Genomic DNA, 14,372 nt, shown 5'->3' on the forward strand with positions numbered 1-14,372 from the left:
AGAACAGGATACCCCAAAAAAACACCTGACACAGACTCTGCCGCAAATCCGGGCGGATCAGACGGAGCGGACCGGAAGGTCCGCCACCGCCACCCCCAGTTTACCTGTCTTTTTAACCGAGTACATCGCCTGATCAGCCCGGGCGATCAAATCATGCAGGGTTTCCGGATGGGCGGGATCATGAACGGCAATCCCGATCGACAGCCCCAGCGGATGTGCCGGGTTCCCCGAACGGGGCCGCAGCAGGCGGTCCGCCATCGACAGCAGCAGACGGGCCTTGTCCTCGGCCACCTCCAGCGTCCCGCCCTCCAGCCAGACCGCGAACTCATCGCCGCCGAGGCGGGCCACCAGATCGGTCGGCCGGGTATTGCCCAGCAGCATATCCCGCACCAGCTGCAACACCGCATCCCCGGCGGCATGGCCGTGGACGTCGTTGACCATCTTGAAGTTATCAAGATCGACATAGAGCAGGGCGGCGAAGGCCCCGGTCCGTTGCAGGCGCTTGTGACGGCGGTCCAGTTCTTCGAAAAAGGCCCGGCGGTTGAACAGGCCGGTCAGGCTGTCGGTGCGCGACAGCCTGACAATGCTTTCATGCGCGGCGATCTGTTCGTTGGCGATCCCGATCTGGTCAGCCAGATCCGACAGCAGGAAGCGGTCATCAACCCCCCAGTTGCCGCGTTCCGCCACCCGGTACAGCACCACCGCCCCGTTGACGCGGTGATGATGGCGCGAGGCCACGGCCAGAACCTGCCGCCCCTCAACCTCCATCTCCACCAGCTCTTCGCCATGGTCGAGGGCATCCAGCACCGGCAGGGAGCTGAGATAGGCCAGCGCCCCATAGCGGGCCCCGGGGATCAGCCCGGCGGGCAGTTCACTCGGGTGGCTTTCCTCCAGCGTGTCGCTGGGACGGCGGAAGATATGGCAGTCACTGGCCCCCATGCCCCGCGCCAGCGTCTCCGCCGCCACATTCAGCATGTTGTTGGGATCAACCTCATCGCGGAAGGTGCGGACGATATGGTTGACGATCCGTTCCCGGTTGCGGGCCCGGGCCAGCTGAAGATCGCGCTCCCGCTCGGTCGTCACATCGCGGCAGACGCCCCGGGTGCCGATCCAGCGGCCGGAGCGGTCAAAAATCGGCCGGGCGGCCACGGTGACACAGACCGGGGATCCATCAACCCGACGCACCCAGACCTCGCCATGATCGATCGGCACATGGGTGGAGAACGGAATGCCCATCTGCGCGTCCCGCTCCATCACCAGATCAACCGGATCGCGGCCGATCAGGTCCGCCGCCGGATGGCCCAGCGCCCCGCGCGGGCTGACAAACACAAAGGTGCCGTCAATGCCGGTTTCCCAGGCAAAATCCGACGAAATCTCGACAAAATCCTTATAACGCTGACGGCTTTCCACCAGCGCGGCGCGCAGATTGTGATGCAGGGTGACTTCCCGGGTCAGCATGGCAACCCGGCCATCAGGCATCGGCAGCACGGTCAGGTCATAAGTATAGACCCCGTCGCCGTTCTCGATCTGCACCGTGCCCTGATTGGCCATCCGGCTGCTGGCACAGACCGCGATCAGGGCCTGCGCCTCAGCCGCCCCGCCCGCCGCCAGCAACACGGCAAGGGGGGTCTCCTCCGGCTGGGCGGACAGCAGGCCGCCTGTCGGGGAAAACATCAACAGCGGTCCGGGAAAGCCGTTCAGGATGCTGTCGGACTGGTTTTCCGCACCACCGGACACCCCCCCGCCGCCCGCAACGGTGCCGTTAACCGGGGTGGCACCGCCATCCGGCCGTTCCATCCGGGGCGCGGCCCCATCTGTCCGGGGCGGGGCACTATCAGCCCTGTTCACCTCTGTCCTCTCCCGTCAGCAGGATCTGTACAATGTCTTCTTTAGCATGGTTCCCCCGCAACTGGCATCAGCCATTCTGTTCATATCCAGCCGGACATAACGGCCGGATATGCGGGCCAGAGCGAACAGAACCGGGCAAGGCCCTGAGCGGCCTGAAATCCTGCTCCGGCGGGGGCTGCGGGCAGATGGCCGGTTGACTGACACGGTTCAGCGGGTATCCTCGCGGCCACACCTGCCGCCACGGCAGGTCTGCCGTTGTGTCCGGGCCGTCAGACCCCGGACATCCTTATCCGCAGACACCGGAGTTCCCCGTCCCATGTCCGTCACTTCCTCCTTCCCGTCCGTGACCGCGCTTCAGGCTGCCGTGGAAGCGGCGTGGGAAGCCCGCGACCAGATTTCCCCCGCCACCACCGGCGAAGCCCGCGACGCTGTTGCCGACGCGCTGGCCGCCCTTGATTCCGGGACCCTGCGGGTGGCGGAGAAAAAAGACGGCGCCTGGGTGGTCAACCAGTGGCTGAAGAAGGCGGTGCTGCTGTCCTTCCGCCTGAATGCCATGGCCCCGATCTCCGGCGGCCCCGGCGGCTCCAGCTGGTGGGACAAGGTGCCGTCCAAGTTCGACGGCTGGTCGGATGCCGAATTCACCGCAGCCGGATTCCGCGCCGTGCCGAACTGCGTGGTCCGCAAGTCCGCCTACATCGCCCCCGGCGTGGTGCTGATGCCCAGCTTCGTCAACGTCGGGGCCTATGTCGATTCCGGCACCATGGTGGACACCTGGGCCACCGTCGGCTCCTGCGCCCAGATCGGCAAGAACGTCCATATCTCCGGCGGCGCCGGGATCGGCGGCGTGCTGGAACCGCTTCAGGCCGGTCCGGTGATCATCGAAGACAACTGCTTCATCGGCGCCCGCGCCGAAGTGGCGGAAGGCGTGGTGGTGGAAACCGGGGCCGTGCTGTCGATGGGCGTGTTCATCGGTGCATCCACCAAGGTGATCGACCGCGCCACCGGCGAAGTCTTCATCGGCCGCGTCCCGGCCTATTCCGTGGTGGTGCCGGGCAACCTGCCGGGCAAGCCGCTGCCGGACGGCACCCCGGGGCCGAGCCTGTACTGCGCCGTGATCGTCAAGCGCGTTGACGAAAAGACCCGTTCCAAGGTCTCGATCAACGAGCTGCTGCGCGACTGATCCCTGTTCCTCCTGCGGCCGGGGGCGGGCCTGCCTGCCCCCGGCACCGTGATCCCCCTTTTCCTTCCCAGAGAACGGATTCCCCAACCGTGTCCAACGCCGCCCTGCCCGTGATTGATCCGGTCGCCCTGACCCAGTCGCTGATCCGCTGCCCGTCGGTGACCCCCGCCGATGCCGGGGCACTGGATGTGCTGGCGCAGGCGCTGACCGGCCTTGGCTTTGTCTGTCACCGCATGACCTTCTCGGAAGAGGGCACACCGGATATCGACAACCTCTATGCCCGGCTGGGCACGCAGGGGCCGAATTTCTGCTTTGCCGGGCACACCGATGTGGTGCCGGTCGGCAATGCCGGGGGCTGGACGGTGGACCCCTTCGCCGCCGAAATCCGTGACGGCAAGCTGTACGGGCGCGGTACCGCCGACATGAAGGGGGGGATTGCCGCCTTCGTCGCCGCCGTTTCCCGCCTGATGGCGGAACAGGGAACGCCGGATGGCTCGATCAGCCTGCTGATCACCGGCGACGAGGAAGGCCCGTCGATCAACGGCACCCGCAAGGTGCTGGACTGGATGGCCGAACGCGGCGAAACCATCGACGTCTGTCTGGTCGGCGAACCGACCAATCCGCGCGTGCTTGGCGACATGATCAAGATCGGGCGGCGCGGCAGCATCAGCGGCTGGATCACCGTGCATGGCACGCAGGGCCACGTTGCCTATCCGCATCTGGCCAACAACCCGGTGCCGCGCCTGATCCGGATGGTCTCAGCCCTGCTGGCGGAGCCGCTGGACCTCGGCAACGATTTCTTCCAGCCGTCCAATCTGGAAGTGGTGTCGATTGATGTCGGCAACCCGACCACCAATATCATCCCCGGCGAAGCCCGGGCACTGTTCAACATCCGCTTCAACACCCTGCACACCGCCGCCAGCCTTGAGGCATGGATCCGCGCCCGACTGGACGCCAGCGTCCTCGACCCCGCCCGCGACGGTGCCGATGCCGATCCCGCCGCCTTCTACACCCTGAAGATGACGGAATCGGGCGAGGCCTTCCTGACCGAGCCGGGGCCGTTTTCCACCCTGCTGACCAAGGCCGTGGAGGCGGTGACCGGCCGGACCCCGGAGCTGTCAACCACCGGCGGCACCTCTGATGCCCGCTTCATCAAAAACGTCTGCCCGGTGGCGGAGTTCGGTCTGGTCGGCCAGACCATGCACAAGGTCAACGAGCATATCGCTGTTGAGGATCTGGAAAATCTGACCCGGATCTATCAGCAGATCCTGACCGGTTATTTCGCCATTGGTGGCAGGATCTGATTTTCATGCACTCCCTTCACGCCCTGCGGCAGATCCTGATTCAGATTCTGCGGTTCAACACCAAGGTGATTGATGCCTTTCCGGCATCCCCGGCGATGACACTGGCCTCCTTCCGGGTCGGCCTGTATGTCGCCCCGGTTTACCTGCTCCAGAGTCTGTTTCACGTTCTGCAACCGGGCGGGGCGGACGATTTCCTGATGTTCGCCGCCACCGAGGTGCTGACCTACGTCATCGGCTGGGCGCTGTTTCCGGTGGTCCTGCTGCAACTGGCTCCCCGTCTCGGCTGGGGCCTGCGGGTTCTGCGTTACATTACGGTCTACAACTGGTTTCAGGTGGTGGTGGCCCTGGCGCTGCTGCCCTTTATTGTCCTGAACGGCCTGAACCTGCTGCCGCCGCAGGCAGCCCAGCTGCTGATGATGCTGATCGGCACCGCCATCATGGTCTACAGCTGGTTCATCGCCCGCCACAGCCTGAAGGTCCCCGGCATGACCGCCACCGGCTGCGTGATCCTCGATCTGCTGCTGTCGGTGTTCATCAACGGGGTTCTGCCCAGCCTGATTTAACGGCACCGCCGCCCGCACCGGACCATGGCCCGTCGTTTTCCCGCTTGACCCTCTAGTCACTAGAGCAATTACCGTCGGTCTCAACGCTTCATCGCCCCCTCTGCGGGGCCGGAACCGGAGAGATCCGATGACCCATTCCCTCGCCACCCGGCGGGTGTGGACGGTGACCGGCATGGACTGCGCGTCCTGCTCCACCAAGATCACCCGCGCCCTGAGCCGCCTGCCCGGCGTCAGCGACGTTCATGTTGCCCTGATGGCCGAACGGCTGACCCTGACCCTTGCCCCGGCCACCACCGCCCCGGCAGAGATCGAGGCCGCCGTCACCCGGCTCGGTTTCGGCATCACCCCAGCCCCATCCCGCCCCGCTGCACCCCAGCCGGAGGAGGCACCGCCCCCCTGCTGCGGCGGACATGGGTGTGGAACCGATCCTGAGCCACAGCCGCACCAGAGCGCATGCCATGACCACGACCACAACGGTCATGGCCATAGCGGTCACAGGCATGATCATGAACACGGGCATGACCACACCACGCCGGAGCGCCCGGACCAGCGATGGTTCCAGACCGGCAAGGGCCGTCTGGTGCTGCTGACCGGAGCGCTGCTGGGGGCGGCATGGGGGCTGGAACGCCTGACCGCATCGCTTACCGGATCGGCGGACATTGGCCGCTGGGCCTTCACCGCCGCCTGCCTGATCGGCCTCGCGCCGGTGGCCCGGCGGGCGTGGGAGAGCCTGCGCAGCGGCAATCCCTTCACCATCGAAGGACTGATGACGATTGCCGCCCTCGGGGCGCTGATCATCGGGGCGGCGGAGGAAGCGGCGCTGGTGGTGTTCCTGTTCGCCGTTGGCGAGCTGCTGGAAGGGGTCGCCGCCGGAAAGGCCCGCAATGGCATCCGCACTCTTGCCGCACTGGTTCCGAAAACCGCCCTGCTACTGGTCAACGGCCAGCCACAGGAGGTTGCCGCCGCCAGCCTGCGCCCCGGGGCGGCGGTTCTGGTCCGCCCCGGTGACCGCATCCCGGCTGATGGCACGGTTGCAACGGGGGTCTCCGGCGTTGACGAAAGCCCGGTCACCGGGGAAAGCGTCCCCCGCACCAAGGCCCCCGGCGACCCGGTGTTTGCCGGATCCATCAACACCGAAGCCGCCCTGACCGTGACCGTCACCAAGGAGGCCAGCGATACCACGCTGGCACGGATCGTCCGGCTGGTGGAAGAGGCGGAAGAGGCCCGTGCCCCGACCGAACGCTTCATCGACCGTTTCTCCCGCTGGTACATGCCGGTGATCGTTCTGGCGGCCCTGCTGGTGACGGTGCTGCCGCCGCTGCTGGCGCAGCAGCCGTGGGATGTGTGGATCTATCGGGGTCTGTCACTGCTGCTGATCGGCTGCCCCTGTGCGCTGGTGATTTCCGTGCCCGCCTCCATCGCCTCCGCCCTGTCGGCCGGGGCCCGGCGCGGCCTGCTGATGAAGGGCGGCGCGGTGATTGAGGCCGCCGCCGCCGTCCGCCATGTGGCCTTTGACAAGACCGGAACCCTGACACAGGGCCGACCGCAGGTGACCGATGTGCTGCCTGCCGACGGAACCGACACCAGTACCTTACTGACGGTGGCCGCCGGGATTGAGGCCGGGTCCAGCCATCCGCTGGCACAGGCGATCCTGCGCCGCGCCGCTGACGGCGGCATTGCCCCGCCCCGCAGCGAAGCCGCCCGCGCCCTGCCGGGCCGGGGCGTCGAGGCGGTCATCAACGGCATGGCGGCGGCCATCCTGTCCCCCCACAGTGCCGCAGACCGCGGACTGCTGCCCGACGCCCAGCGCGGGCAGGCAACCACACTGGAAGCCACCGGAAAAACCGTGGTTGCCGTCAGCCACGGCGCAAACGCCCTCGGCCTGATCGCCCTGCGCGATGAACCGCGCCCCGACGCCGCCGACGCCGTCCGCCAGCTTCAGGCGATGGGGATCACCGCCACCATGCTGACCGGGGACAACAGCCGGACCGCCGCCGCCATCGCCGCCCCGCTGGGGATCGCCGTTCAGGCAGAGATGCTGCCGGAAGACAAACTGGCCGCGATCCGCGCCCTCGCAGAGTCCGGTCAGGACCGGAAGGGGCCGGGAGGAGTGATGATGATCGGGGATGGCATCAACGATGCCCCGGCCCTGAAACAGGCCAGCGTCGGGGTTGCGATGGGATCGGGGACCGATGTGGCGCTGGAAACCGCCGACGCCGCCATCCTGCGCGACCGGGTCAGCGATGTTCCGGCCCTGATCCGGCTGTCCCGCCAGACCATGCGCAACATCCGCCAAAACGTGGCACTGGCCCTTGGGCTGAAGGCGGTGTTCCTCGTCACCTCGGTCCTTGGCATCACCGGTCTGTGGATCGCCATTCTGGCTGATACCGGGGCAACCGTTCTGGTGACGCTGAATGCCCTGCGTCTGCTGCGGACCGATCCGACCCGGAGCCCATAAGCGCCGGAGACCATCGCAGAAGAACAGGCTCTATGATCAGTGGCGGTCAGTGGCGGCGCACGGTGGTGCTGTCCTGCCCCTGCATCATCCGGTTGCCATCCCCGACCCAGCCGACTTCCCCGTCCAGCCCCCAGTCTGCCTGTGTGGCGGTGCGCAGCAACACCGCCAGCAGGCGGTGGGCGTCGGCCCGGGTCAGCGGCAGCATCACCGCACAGGCCTCTCCGCCGAACAGGCGCAGGTCGAACCGTCCCTCCTGCGGGGTGACATCAATCCGGTTCATCAGAACGGTGCCGGGGCCCGGCACCACCGGGGCAGCAGGCAGGGGCTCTGTCCCTAACGGGTCCGCAGCGGCGCCCTCCTCCGCCGGGGGCGGCGGGGCCGAAGCCGAAACCGCGCCGCCTTCGGTCGGCGCGCTTTGCGACGCCGCCGCCATCTGCGCACTGGCTTCCTGATCCCGGGCAAGGGCGGCCTGATCGTTCAGGGCGTCCAGATGTTCAAACAGCACCATCGCCTGACGCTGTTCATCCGGGACACCGGCAGCCTGCGCCGTCATCGCCAGCAGGGCCCCGAACTGTTGCAGGAAGGCCCGGCACAGCCGCCGGGTCAGCCACAGGTGGTGAGCCGCCCCGGCCTGATCGAGACAGCGGACCAACATCCGGTCTTCCATCGGACTGAAGGCGAAATCAATGCTGGCGGCGAGCAGAACCGGAGACCCCATTCCCTCTCTCATCCTTCTGTTTGCCCCCGCTCTCTCCACGGAGGAGGTCCGGGCTGGCATTCCCCCTGTGTAGCCCACCCGACGGCGGCCTGTACAGACGCGCCCGCCGGTTATCCCCATCTGTTTTCAGTCCTTCTGTGTGCCGGAAAACGGAACACCCCCGGCACGTCCGCACCGGGGGTGTTTCCGGTCAGGGCTCCGGCCGGTCCGCCGGAGCAGGATCACAGACTGCGGATGTTATGGAAGAACCCGTCCACCTTGCTCTTCAGGGTTTCGGCCTGACGCGCCAGCTCCGCCGCCGCCCCCAGCACCTGCGCCGCACTGTCCCCGGTTTCGCGGGCCCCTTCCGTCACGTTGATCACACTGTGCGAGACATCCTGTGTGCCCTGCGCCGCCTCCGCCACATTGCGGGCGATTTCACGGGTCGAATCCCCCTGATCCTGCACCGCCTGCGAGATATCCCCGGCCAGCGTGTTGATGCGGGTGATGACCGAGGCAATGCCCTGAATCGCCTGTACCGCCTCGTTGGAAACCGTCTGGATCTCGCCGATCTGCGAGGCGATCTCGCCGGTGGCCTTGGCGGTCTGGTTGGCGAGGGATTTCACCTCGTTCGCCACCACGGCAAAGCCCTTTCCGGCATCCCCGGCCCGCGCTGCCTCGATAGTGGCATTCAGGGCGAGCAGATTGGTCTGACTGGCGATATCGTTGATCAGCCCGACAATCTGACTGATCCGGTCGGTGGCCTGCACCAGCGACCGCACGGTCTGGTCCGTCCGCGCGGCCGCATCCATCGCCTGTTCCGCCACCTGCCGGGATTCCCCGGCACTGTCGGCAATATTGGCGATCGACCGCACCAGCATATCGGTGGAGGAGGCAACGCTTTTGACGTTGACCGAAGCCTGCTCGGTCGCCGCCGCCGCCGTGGTGGCATCCCCGGCGGAACGGTGGGCGGTGGCCTGAAGCGACTGGGCCGTCGCCTCCAGCTCCGTCGCCGCCGAAGTCACCAGTTCCAGAACCTGCAACATATCGCGGTCGAACAGGGCGATCAGCTCTTCCATCCGCTGGGTGCGGACCTCCCGCGCCCGGGCGGCTTCGGCCTGTTCGGCCTCCAGCCGCTGCCGTTCCAGCGCATGATCGCGGAACACCTGCACCGCCGAGGCCATCGCCCCGATCTCATCCTCGCGGCCAAGGCCGGGGATGTCGGCCTGTAGATCCCCACCGGCCAGACGGCGCATCGCCCCGGTCATACCGGTCACCGGCTGGGCCACCACCCGCTTCAGGGCCTGCTGCATCAGGATGATCAGCAGAACCGCCCCGATCAGTGCCGCCACCAGCGCCGCAATCCGGAAGGTTGCCAGCGGGGCAAAGGCCAGCCCTTCATCAACCACCAGCACCAGCGACCACTGGACGCCCGACACGGTCAGCGGGGCAAATTCCACCAGCACCGGACGGCCGTTGAGCCGGGTCGAACTCAGGGCCGGACCGATCACCGGCGTATTCTGCGGAAACAGGTCCGACAGCGTCTTGGTCGCCAGCGCCGGATCGGGATGGATCAGCACCATCCCCTTGGCGTCCACGACAAAGGCGTGACCAAGGCCGCCCAGCGTGATGTGGCTGAGCATCGACCCCAGCGCCTTCAGGGTGAAGTTCCCCCCGGCCACCGCCACAACCTTTCCGTCCCGCATCACCGGTACGGTTGCTGTCATCACCAGTTCCTTGGTGGCCGCCTGAATGAAGGGCGGGGTCATCGTCGCCCCTTTCTGCTGCACCGCCGCCGCGTACCACGGGCGGGTCCGGGGATCGAACCCCGGGGGCAGTTTCGGCGGCGGCCAGGCGATAAAATCACCATTCTCCCGGCCAAGATAGGCGGTATCAAAGGTTTCGGTCAGGACCTTGGCTTTCAGGAAACTTTCCAGTGCCGCATCGTCCTTGGTCTCACCCTGCGTTTCCGCCACCATGCGGATCAGCCGGGCCCGGGCCTCCAGCCAGTCACTCAGCCCGGCGGCGGCAGTCTCTCCGGTGTTCTGGAGCGAGGCTTCAAGTTCCGCCTCAATCTGGGATTTCTGGTAGCGGTCAAGATAGACAGAGAAAATTGCAAAAATAACCAGAACCATCGCAACCATGACGAAAAGTATTCTCGTCATAATGCTTTTGCGGGTTCTTTCGGTCGTCGTGGTTTCGTATGTCCGGTCGGCCATTCTGTGCCCCCCTGTGATCTCCGCCCCCTACCTACGGAGAGTATTTGATAGATCACATATTAAGGGTCACGAAGATTGGATACAATTCGAAAAGACCATACTATCCGTAGGAGTTAATACCGCAGACGGTCATCCCCGTGCCTGCCAGCGGAAAATCCGGGTGTCCCGGTGTTCGGACTCTTCCACGGCACGGGACGTCGGCACCGTATAGCGCCCGACCTCCATCAGCCCTTCTCCATCAGGTAGATAGGCACGGCCGGGATCCGCCATCAACACCACCGCCCCGGCCCCGGCCCGGTCCCGCAGCCAGGGGATCACCCGGGCCGCCATCTCACGGTCATAACAGACATCCCCGGCGAGAATGACCTCCGGCCGTTCCCACCCGTCCGGCAGGCTCCCCCCCAGCAGATCTTTCCCGCACAGGTCTACGGTGACTCCGTTCAGCCCGGCATTCAGCCCACAGGCCACCTGCGCGATCGGATCAATATCATTGGCCAGAACCCGCGCCGCACCGGAACGGGCAGCGGCAATCGCCTCGACCCCGCCCCCGGCGGCAAAGGACAGAACGGTCTTCCCCCGGACAGACTCCGGTTGATCCAGCAGAAGGCGGGCGAGGGCCTGCCCTCCCGGCCAGGCAAAGGCCCAGAACGGTGGCTCCAGTCCATTCTGATCGAGAAAATCCTGTGTCGCCGACCACAGCGGCGTCACATCCGTCGCCAGATACAGCGACAGCTCCGGGATCAGCCCGGGGGCTGTCACCGCGGTATGCCTGCGGATGAATCCGGCAGCATCCGGCCCGGTCACACCTGACCCGCCACAATCGCCAGCAGCATGATCCAGCCAAAAGTCTTGTTGGATTTGAACAGCCGCAGACAGGTCGGTCCGTGGTCAATATCCAGCACCAGAACCTGCCAGACAAAGTGGCCCAGCGCCGCCAGCATCACCAGATAAAAGCCCAGATGCAGCCCGGCCAGCGCCCCGGCGGCGGTGAACAGACCCCACGCCAGCAGGTAGAACACCCCGACCACCGCCCGGGTGTGCCGCCCCAGCGCCAGTGCCGAGGACTTCACGCCCACCGCCAGATCATCCTCGCGGTCCTGATGGGCATAGATGGTATCGTAGCCAAGGGTCCAGAACAGCCCACCGACAAACAGCAGCAGGGCGGGCAGCCCCACGGTCCCGGTGATCGCCGCCCAGCCGACCAGCGCCCCCCAGTTGAAGGTCAGCCCCAGCCAGGCCTGTGGCCAGTGGGTGATCCGCTTCATCAGCGGATAGACGGCAAACATCGGGACCGAACCGATCCCGACCAGAACCGCCATCTTCGACAGGCTGAGCAGAACCAGCAGACCGATCAGCAGCAGGGCCACCAGAAACACCGCCGCCTGCCGCAGGCTGAGTGCGCCGCTGGCCAGTGGCCGGGCGGCGGTGCGCGCCACCTGACGGTCAATATCGCGGTCAAAGATATCATTGATGACACAGCCCGCGCCGCGCATGACCGTCGCGCCGATGCCAAACAGCACGATCAGCGACAGCCATTCCAGCGGGCCGACATCCTCCACCGCCGCCGCCAGTGTGGTTGACCACCAGCAGGGGAACAGCAGCAGCCAGACGCCGATCGGACGGTCCAGCCGCATCAGTTTGCAGTACGGGCGCCATGCTTCCGGCAGGATCCGGTCGATCCATCCGTCGGTCGGCATGTCGCCAATCATTGGCCTTGGCTCAGTCATAGGGGTATACATACCGACGCCCCGCGGCAAACTCAACACAGCAAACTCGCCTTCCCGTCTCCGGTGCCCCGATGGACCGCAGCCGGGCCCTGTCAGGAAACCGGTCTCATGCCTGCCCGCCCCGCCCTCCGCCTGTTCACCGATGCCGCTCTGTCCGCAGGGGCAACCGTCGCCCTCAGCGAGGGGCAGGCCCACTACCTGCATGCCGTGATGCGCACCGCCGCCGGGGAAGAGATCGCCCTGTTCAACGGCCGCGATGGCGAATGGGTGGCCACCCTGACCGAAACCGGCAAGCGCCGGGCCACCGCCACGGCGCAGACCCTGCTGCGCCCGCAGTCCGACGAACCCCGGCCCGGCCCGTGGCTGCTGTTTGCCCCGCTGAAAAAAGACGCCACCGACATGGTGGTGGAAAAAGCCACCGAGCTGGGGGCCAGCCACCTGATCCCGGTACTGACCCGTTACACCAATGCCACCCGCGTCAACACCGAACGGCTGACCGCCAACGCCATCGAAGCGTCGGAACAGTGTGAGCGCCTGTCGGTGCCGACCGTGGCGGAACCGGAAAAGCTCGACCGCCTGCTTGATGGCTGGGCTCCGGCGCGGTGCCTGCTGGTGATGGACGAAACCGGAGCAGGCCGGGATGTTGCCTCCGCTCTGTCCGCCCTGCCGCCGGGCACCGAAGCCGCGATTCTGATCGGCCCCGAAGGCGGGTTTGAAAAATCGGAACTTGAACTTTTACACCGGTATCCCTTTGTTATCCGCGTCACTCTCGGTCCCCGGATTCTGCGGGCGGAAACGGCGGCCCTGTCCGCCCTGACCTGCTGGCAGGCCCTGCGGGGTGACTGGCAGGGCCGCCCGGCCTTCCGGGGCGGTTGACCGCCCGTAGAGTCTTTCAGTTCCGCCGGAGCCTGCTCCGGCCCCGTTTCAGGCCAGCCGGGTTCTCCGGCCCGTTTTTCAGGAGTGCCCTGCATGTCCGCCTTCTCCAAGCCTAACGCGGCCCCGGTCGCCAGCCGCGACGATCTGGTCGCCTATCTGGAAAGCGGGTCCCGTTCCCGGGACGAGTGGCGGATCGGCACCGAGCACGAGAAATTCCCGTTCCGCATCGCCGATGGCAGCACCCTGTCCTATGACGAGCCGGGCGGAATCCGCGATATCCTGAAGGGGATGGAACAGTTCGGCTGGACCCCGGTCCGGGAAGGCGACAACGTGATCGCCATGACCCGCGAGGATGGGGCCTCCATCTCGCTGGAACCGGCAGGACAGCTGGAACTGTCCGGGGCCCAGCTGGAAACCCTGCACCAGACCTGTGTCGAGGTGACCACCCACCGCCGCCACATCAAGCAGGTGGCCGAAGCCAACGGTGTCGGTCTGATCGGCCTCGGTTTCCACCCCACCGCCCGCCGCGACCAGATGCACTGGATGCCCAAGGGCCGCTACCGCATCATGCGCGACTATATGCCCAAGGTCGGCACCATGGGGCTGGACATGATGCTGCGGACCTGCACCGTGCAGGTCAACCTCGACCACGGCTCGGAAGCCGATATGGTGCAGAAGATGCGGGTGTCGATGGCCCTGCAACCGGTTGCCACCGCCCTGTTCGCCAACAGCCCCTTCACCGAGGGCAAGCCGAACGGCTTCAAAAGCTACCGCGCCCATGTCTGGACCGATACCGACAACGCCCGCTCCGGGAACCTTGATCTGGTGTTCGAGGACGGATTCGGCTTTGAACGCTACGCCGATTACCTGCTTGATGTGCCGATGTACTTTGTCTACCGCGATGGTGGATACATTGACGCCTCCGGCCAGTCGTTCCGCGATTTCATGGCAGGCCGCCTGCCCGCCTACCCCGGCCAGACCCCGACCATGGGGGACTGGGCGGACCACATGTCCACCGCCTTCCCCGACGTGCGCCTGAAGAAATATCTGGAAATGCGCGGCGCCGACGGCGGGCCGTGGGATCGCCTGTGCGCCCTGCCTGCCCTGTGGACCGGCCTGCTGTATGACCAGACCGCACTGGATGCGGCGTGGGATCTGGTGAAGGACTGGACCGCCGAGGACCGTCACCGGCTGGTGGCCGATGTGCCGCGTCTGGCCCTGCAAGCCACCATCGGCGGCCGCAGCGTGCAGGAGGTCGCAAAGCAGGTGCTGGAAATCGCCCACGACGGTCTGGCCCGCCGGGCCCGCCTGAACAGCGCCGGAGACAATGAAACCGGCTTCCTGACCCCGCTGCGCGAGATTGCCGACAGCGGTATGACCGCTGCGGACCGCCTGCTGGAGGCCTACGACCAAAAGTGGAAGGGAGACATCAGCCGGATTTTCCAGGATTACGGCTACTGACCGGGAAAAGACCGTTCATTCCCGGATGATCCCCTCTTT

Annotated in this window: 11 protein-coding genes; 6 read left to right on the forward strand and 5 right to left on the reverse strand. The window is 66.2% G+C overall.

Annotated elements, in window-relative coordinates:
* Positions 1-57 precede the first annotated feature (57 nt).
* Positions 58-1,797 carry a sensor domain-containing diguanylate cyclase gene (locus FHS48_RS14320; RefSeq protein ID WP_184264260.1) on the reverse strand — a complete coding sequence of 580 codons (1,740 nt, stop codon included), beginning with the start codon at positions 1,795-1,797 and terminating at the stop codon, positions 58-60.
* A 367-nt stretch (positions 1,798-2,164) separates the two neighbouring features.
* Here FHS48_RS14320 and dapD point away from each other — a divergent pair, with 367 nt between their 5' ends.
* The 4 genes from dapD (at position 2,165) to FHS48_RS14340 (ending at position 7,353) form a co-directional block, all read left to right on the forward strand.
* Positions 2,165-3,028, forward strand: coding sequence for a 2,3,4,5-tetrahydropyridine-2,6-dicarboxylate N-succinyltransferase (dapD, locus tag FHS48_RS14325; RefSeq protein ID WP_184264261.1), 864 nt, complete (start codon positions 2,165-2,167; stop codon positions 3,026-3,028).
* An 89-nt stretch (positions 3,029-3,117) separates the two neighbouring features.
* Positions 3,118-4,332: a succinyl-diaminopimelate desuccinylase gene (dapE, locus tag FHS48_RS14330; protein ID WP_311769144.1), complete on the forward strand. Its 1,215-nt coding sequence runs from the start codon at positions 3,118-3,120 to the stop codon at positions 4,330-4,332.
* 5 nt (positions 4,333-4,337) lie between these two features.
* Positions 4,338-4,895, forward strand: a complete 558-nt coding sequence (locus tag FHS48_RS14335) for a hypothetical protein (RefSeq protein WP_184264262.1) — start codon at positions 4,338-4,340, stop codon at positions 4,893-4,895.
* A gap of 127 nt (positions 4,896-5,022) precedes the next feature.
* Complete coding sequence (locus FHS48_RS14340) at positions 5,023-7,353, forward strand: heavy metal translocating P-type ATPase (RefSeq protein ID WP_184264263.1); 2,331 nt, start codon at positions 5,023-5,025, stop codon at positions 7,351-7,353.
* 46 nt (positions 7,354-7,399) lie between these two features.
* On the opposite strand, the gene FHS48_RS14345 is transcribed toward FHS48_RS14340, so the two are convergent.
* The 4 genes from FHS48_RS14345 to ubiA form a co-directional block, all read right to left on the reverse strand.
* Complete coding sequence (locus tag FHS48_RS14345; RefSeq protein WP_184264264.1) at positions 7,400-8,071, reverse strand: hypothetical protein; 672 nt, start codon at positions 8,069-8,071, stop codon at positions 7,400-7,402.
* Positions 8,072-8,292: 221 nt separating this feature from the next.
* A complete protein-coding gene (locus tag FHS48_RS14350) occupies positions 8,293-10,194 on the reverse strand; it encodes a methyl-accepting chemotaxis protein (RefSeq protein ID WP_260402491.1) in 1,902 nt (633 codons plus the stop codon).
* Positions 10,195-10,398: 204 nt separating this feature from the next.
* A complete protein-coding gene (locus FHS48_RS14355) occupies positions 10,399-11,028 on the reverse strand; it encodes a class I SAM-dependent methyltransferase (RefSeq protein WP_311769145.1) in 630 nt (209 codons plus the stop codon).
* Between the two features lie 41 nt (positions 11,029-11,069).
* Positions 11,070-11,966 carry a 4-hydroxybenzoate octaprenyltransferase gene (ubiA, locus tag FHS48_RS14360; RefSeq protein WP_260402492.1) on the reverse strand — a complete coding sequence of 299 codons (897 nt, stop codon included), beginning with the start codon at positions 11,964-11,966 and terminating at the stop codon, positions 11,070-11,072.
* 138 nt (positions 11,967-12,104) lie between these two features.
* Between ubiA and FHS48_RS14365 the strand changes: the two genes are divergently transcribed.
* Both FHS48_RS14365 and FHS48_RS14370 read left to right on the forward strand, forming a co-directional pair.
* Positions 12,105-12,872 (forward strand): 16S rRNA (uracil(1498)-N(3))-methyltransferase, encoded by a 768-nt coding sequence (locus FHS48_RS14365; protein WP_184264267.1) that lies wholly within the window; start codon positions 12,105-12,107, stop codon positions 12,870-12,872.
* Between the two features lie 93 nt (positions 12,873-12,965).
* Complete coding sequence (locus FHS48_RS14370) at positions 12,966-14,333, forward strand: glutamate--cysteine ligase (RefSeq protein ID WP_184264268.1); 1,368 nt, start codon at positions 12,966-12,968, stop codon at positions 14,331-14,333.
* Positions 14,334-14,372 lie beyond the last annotated feature (39 nt).

This window comes from Novispirillum itersonii (assembly GCF_014205675.1).
GTDB lineage: Bacteria > Pseudomonadota > Alphaproteobacteria > Rhodospirillales > Rhodospirillaceae > Novispirillum > Novispirillum itersonii_A.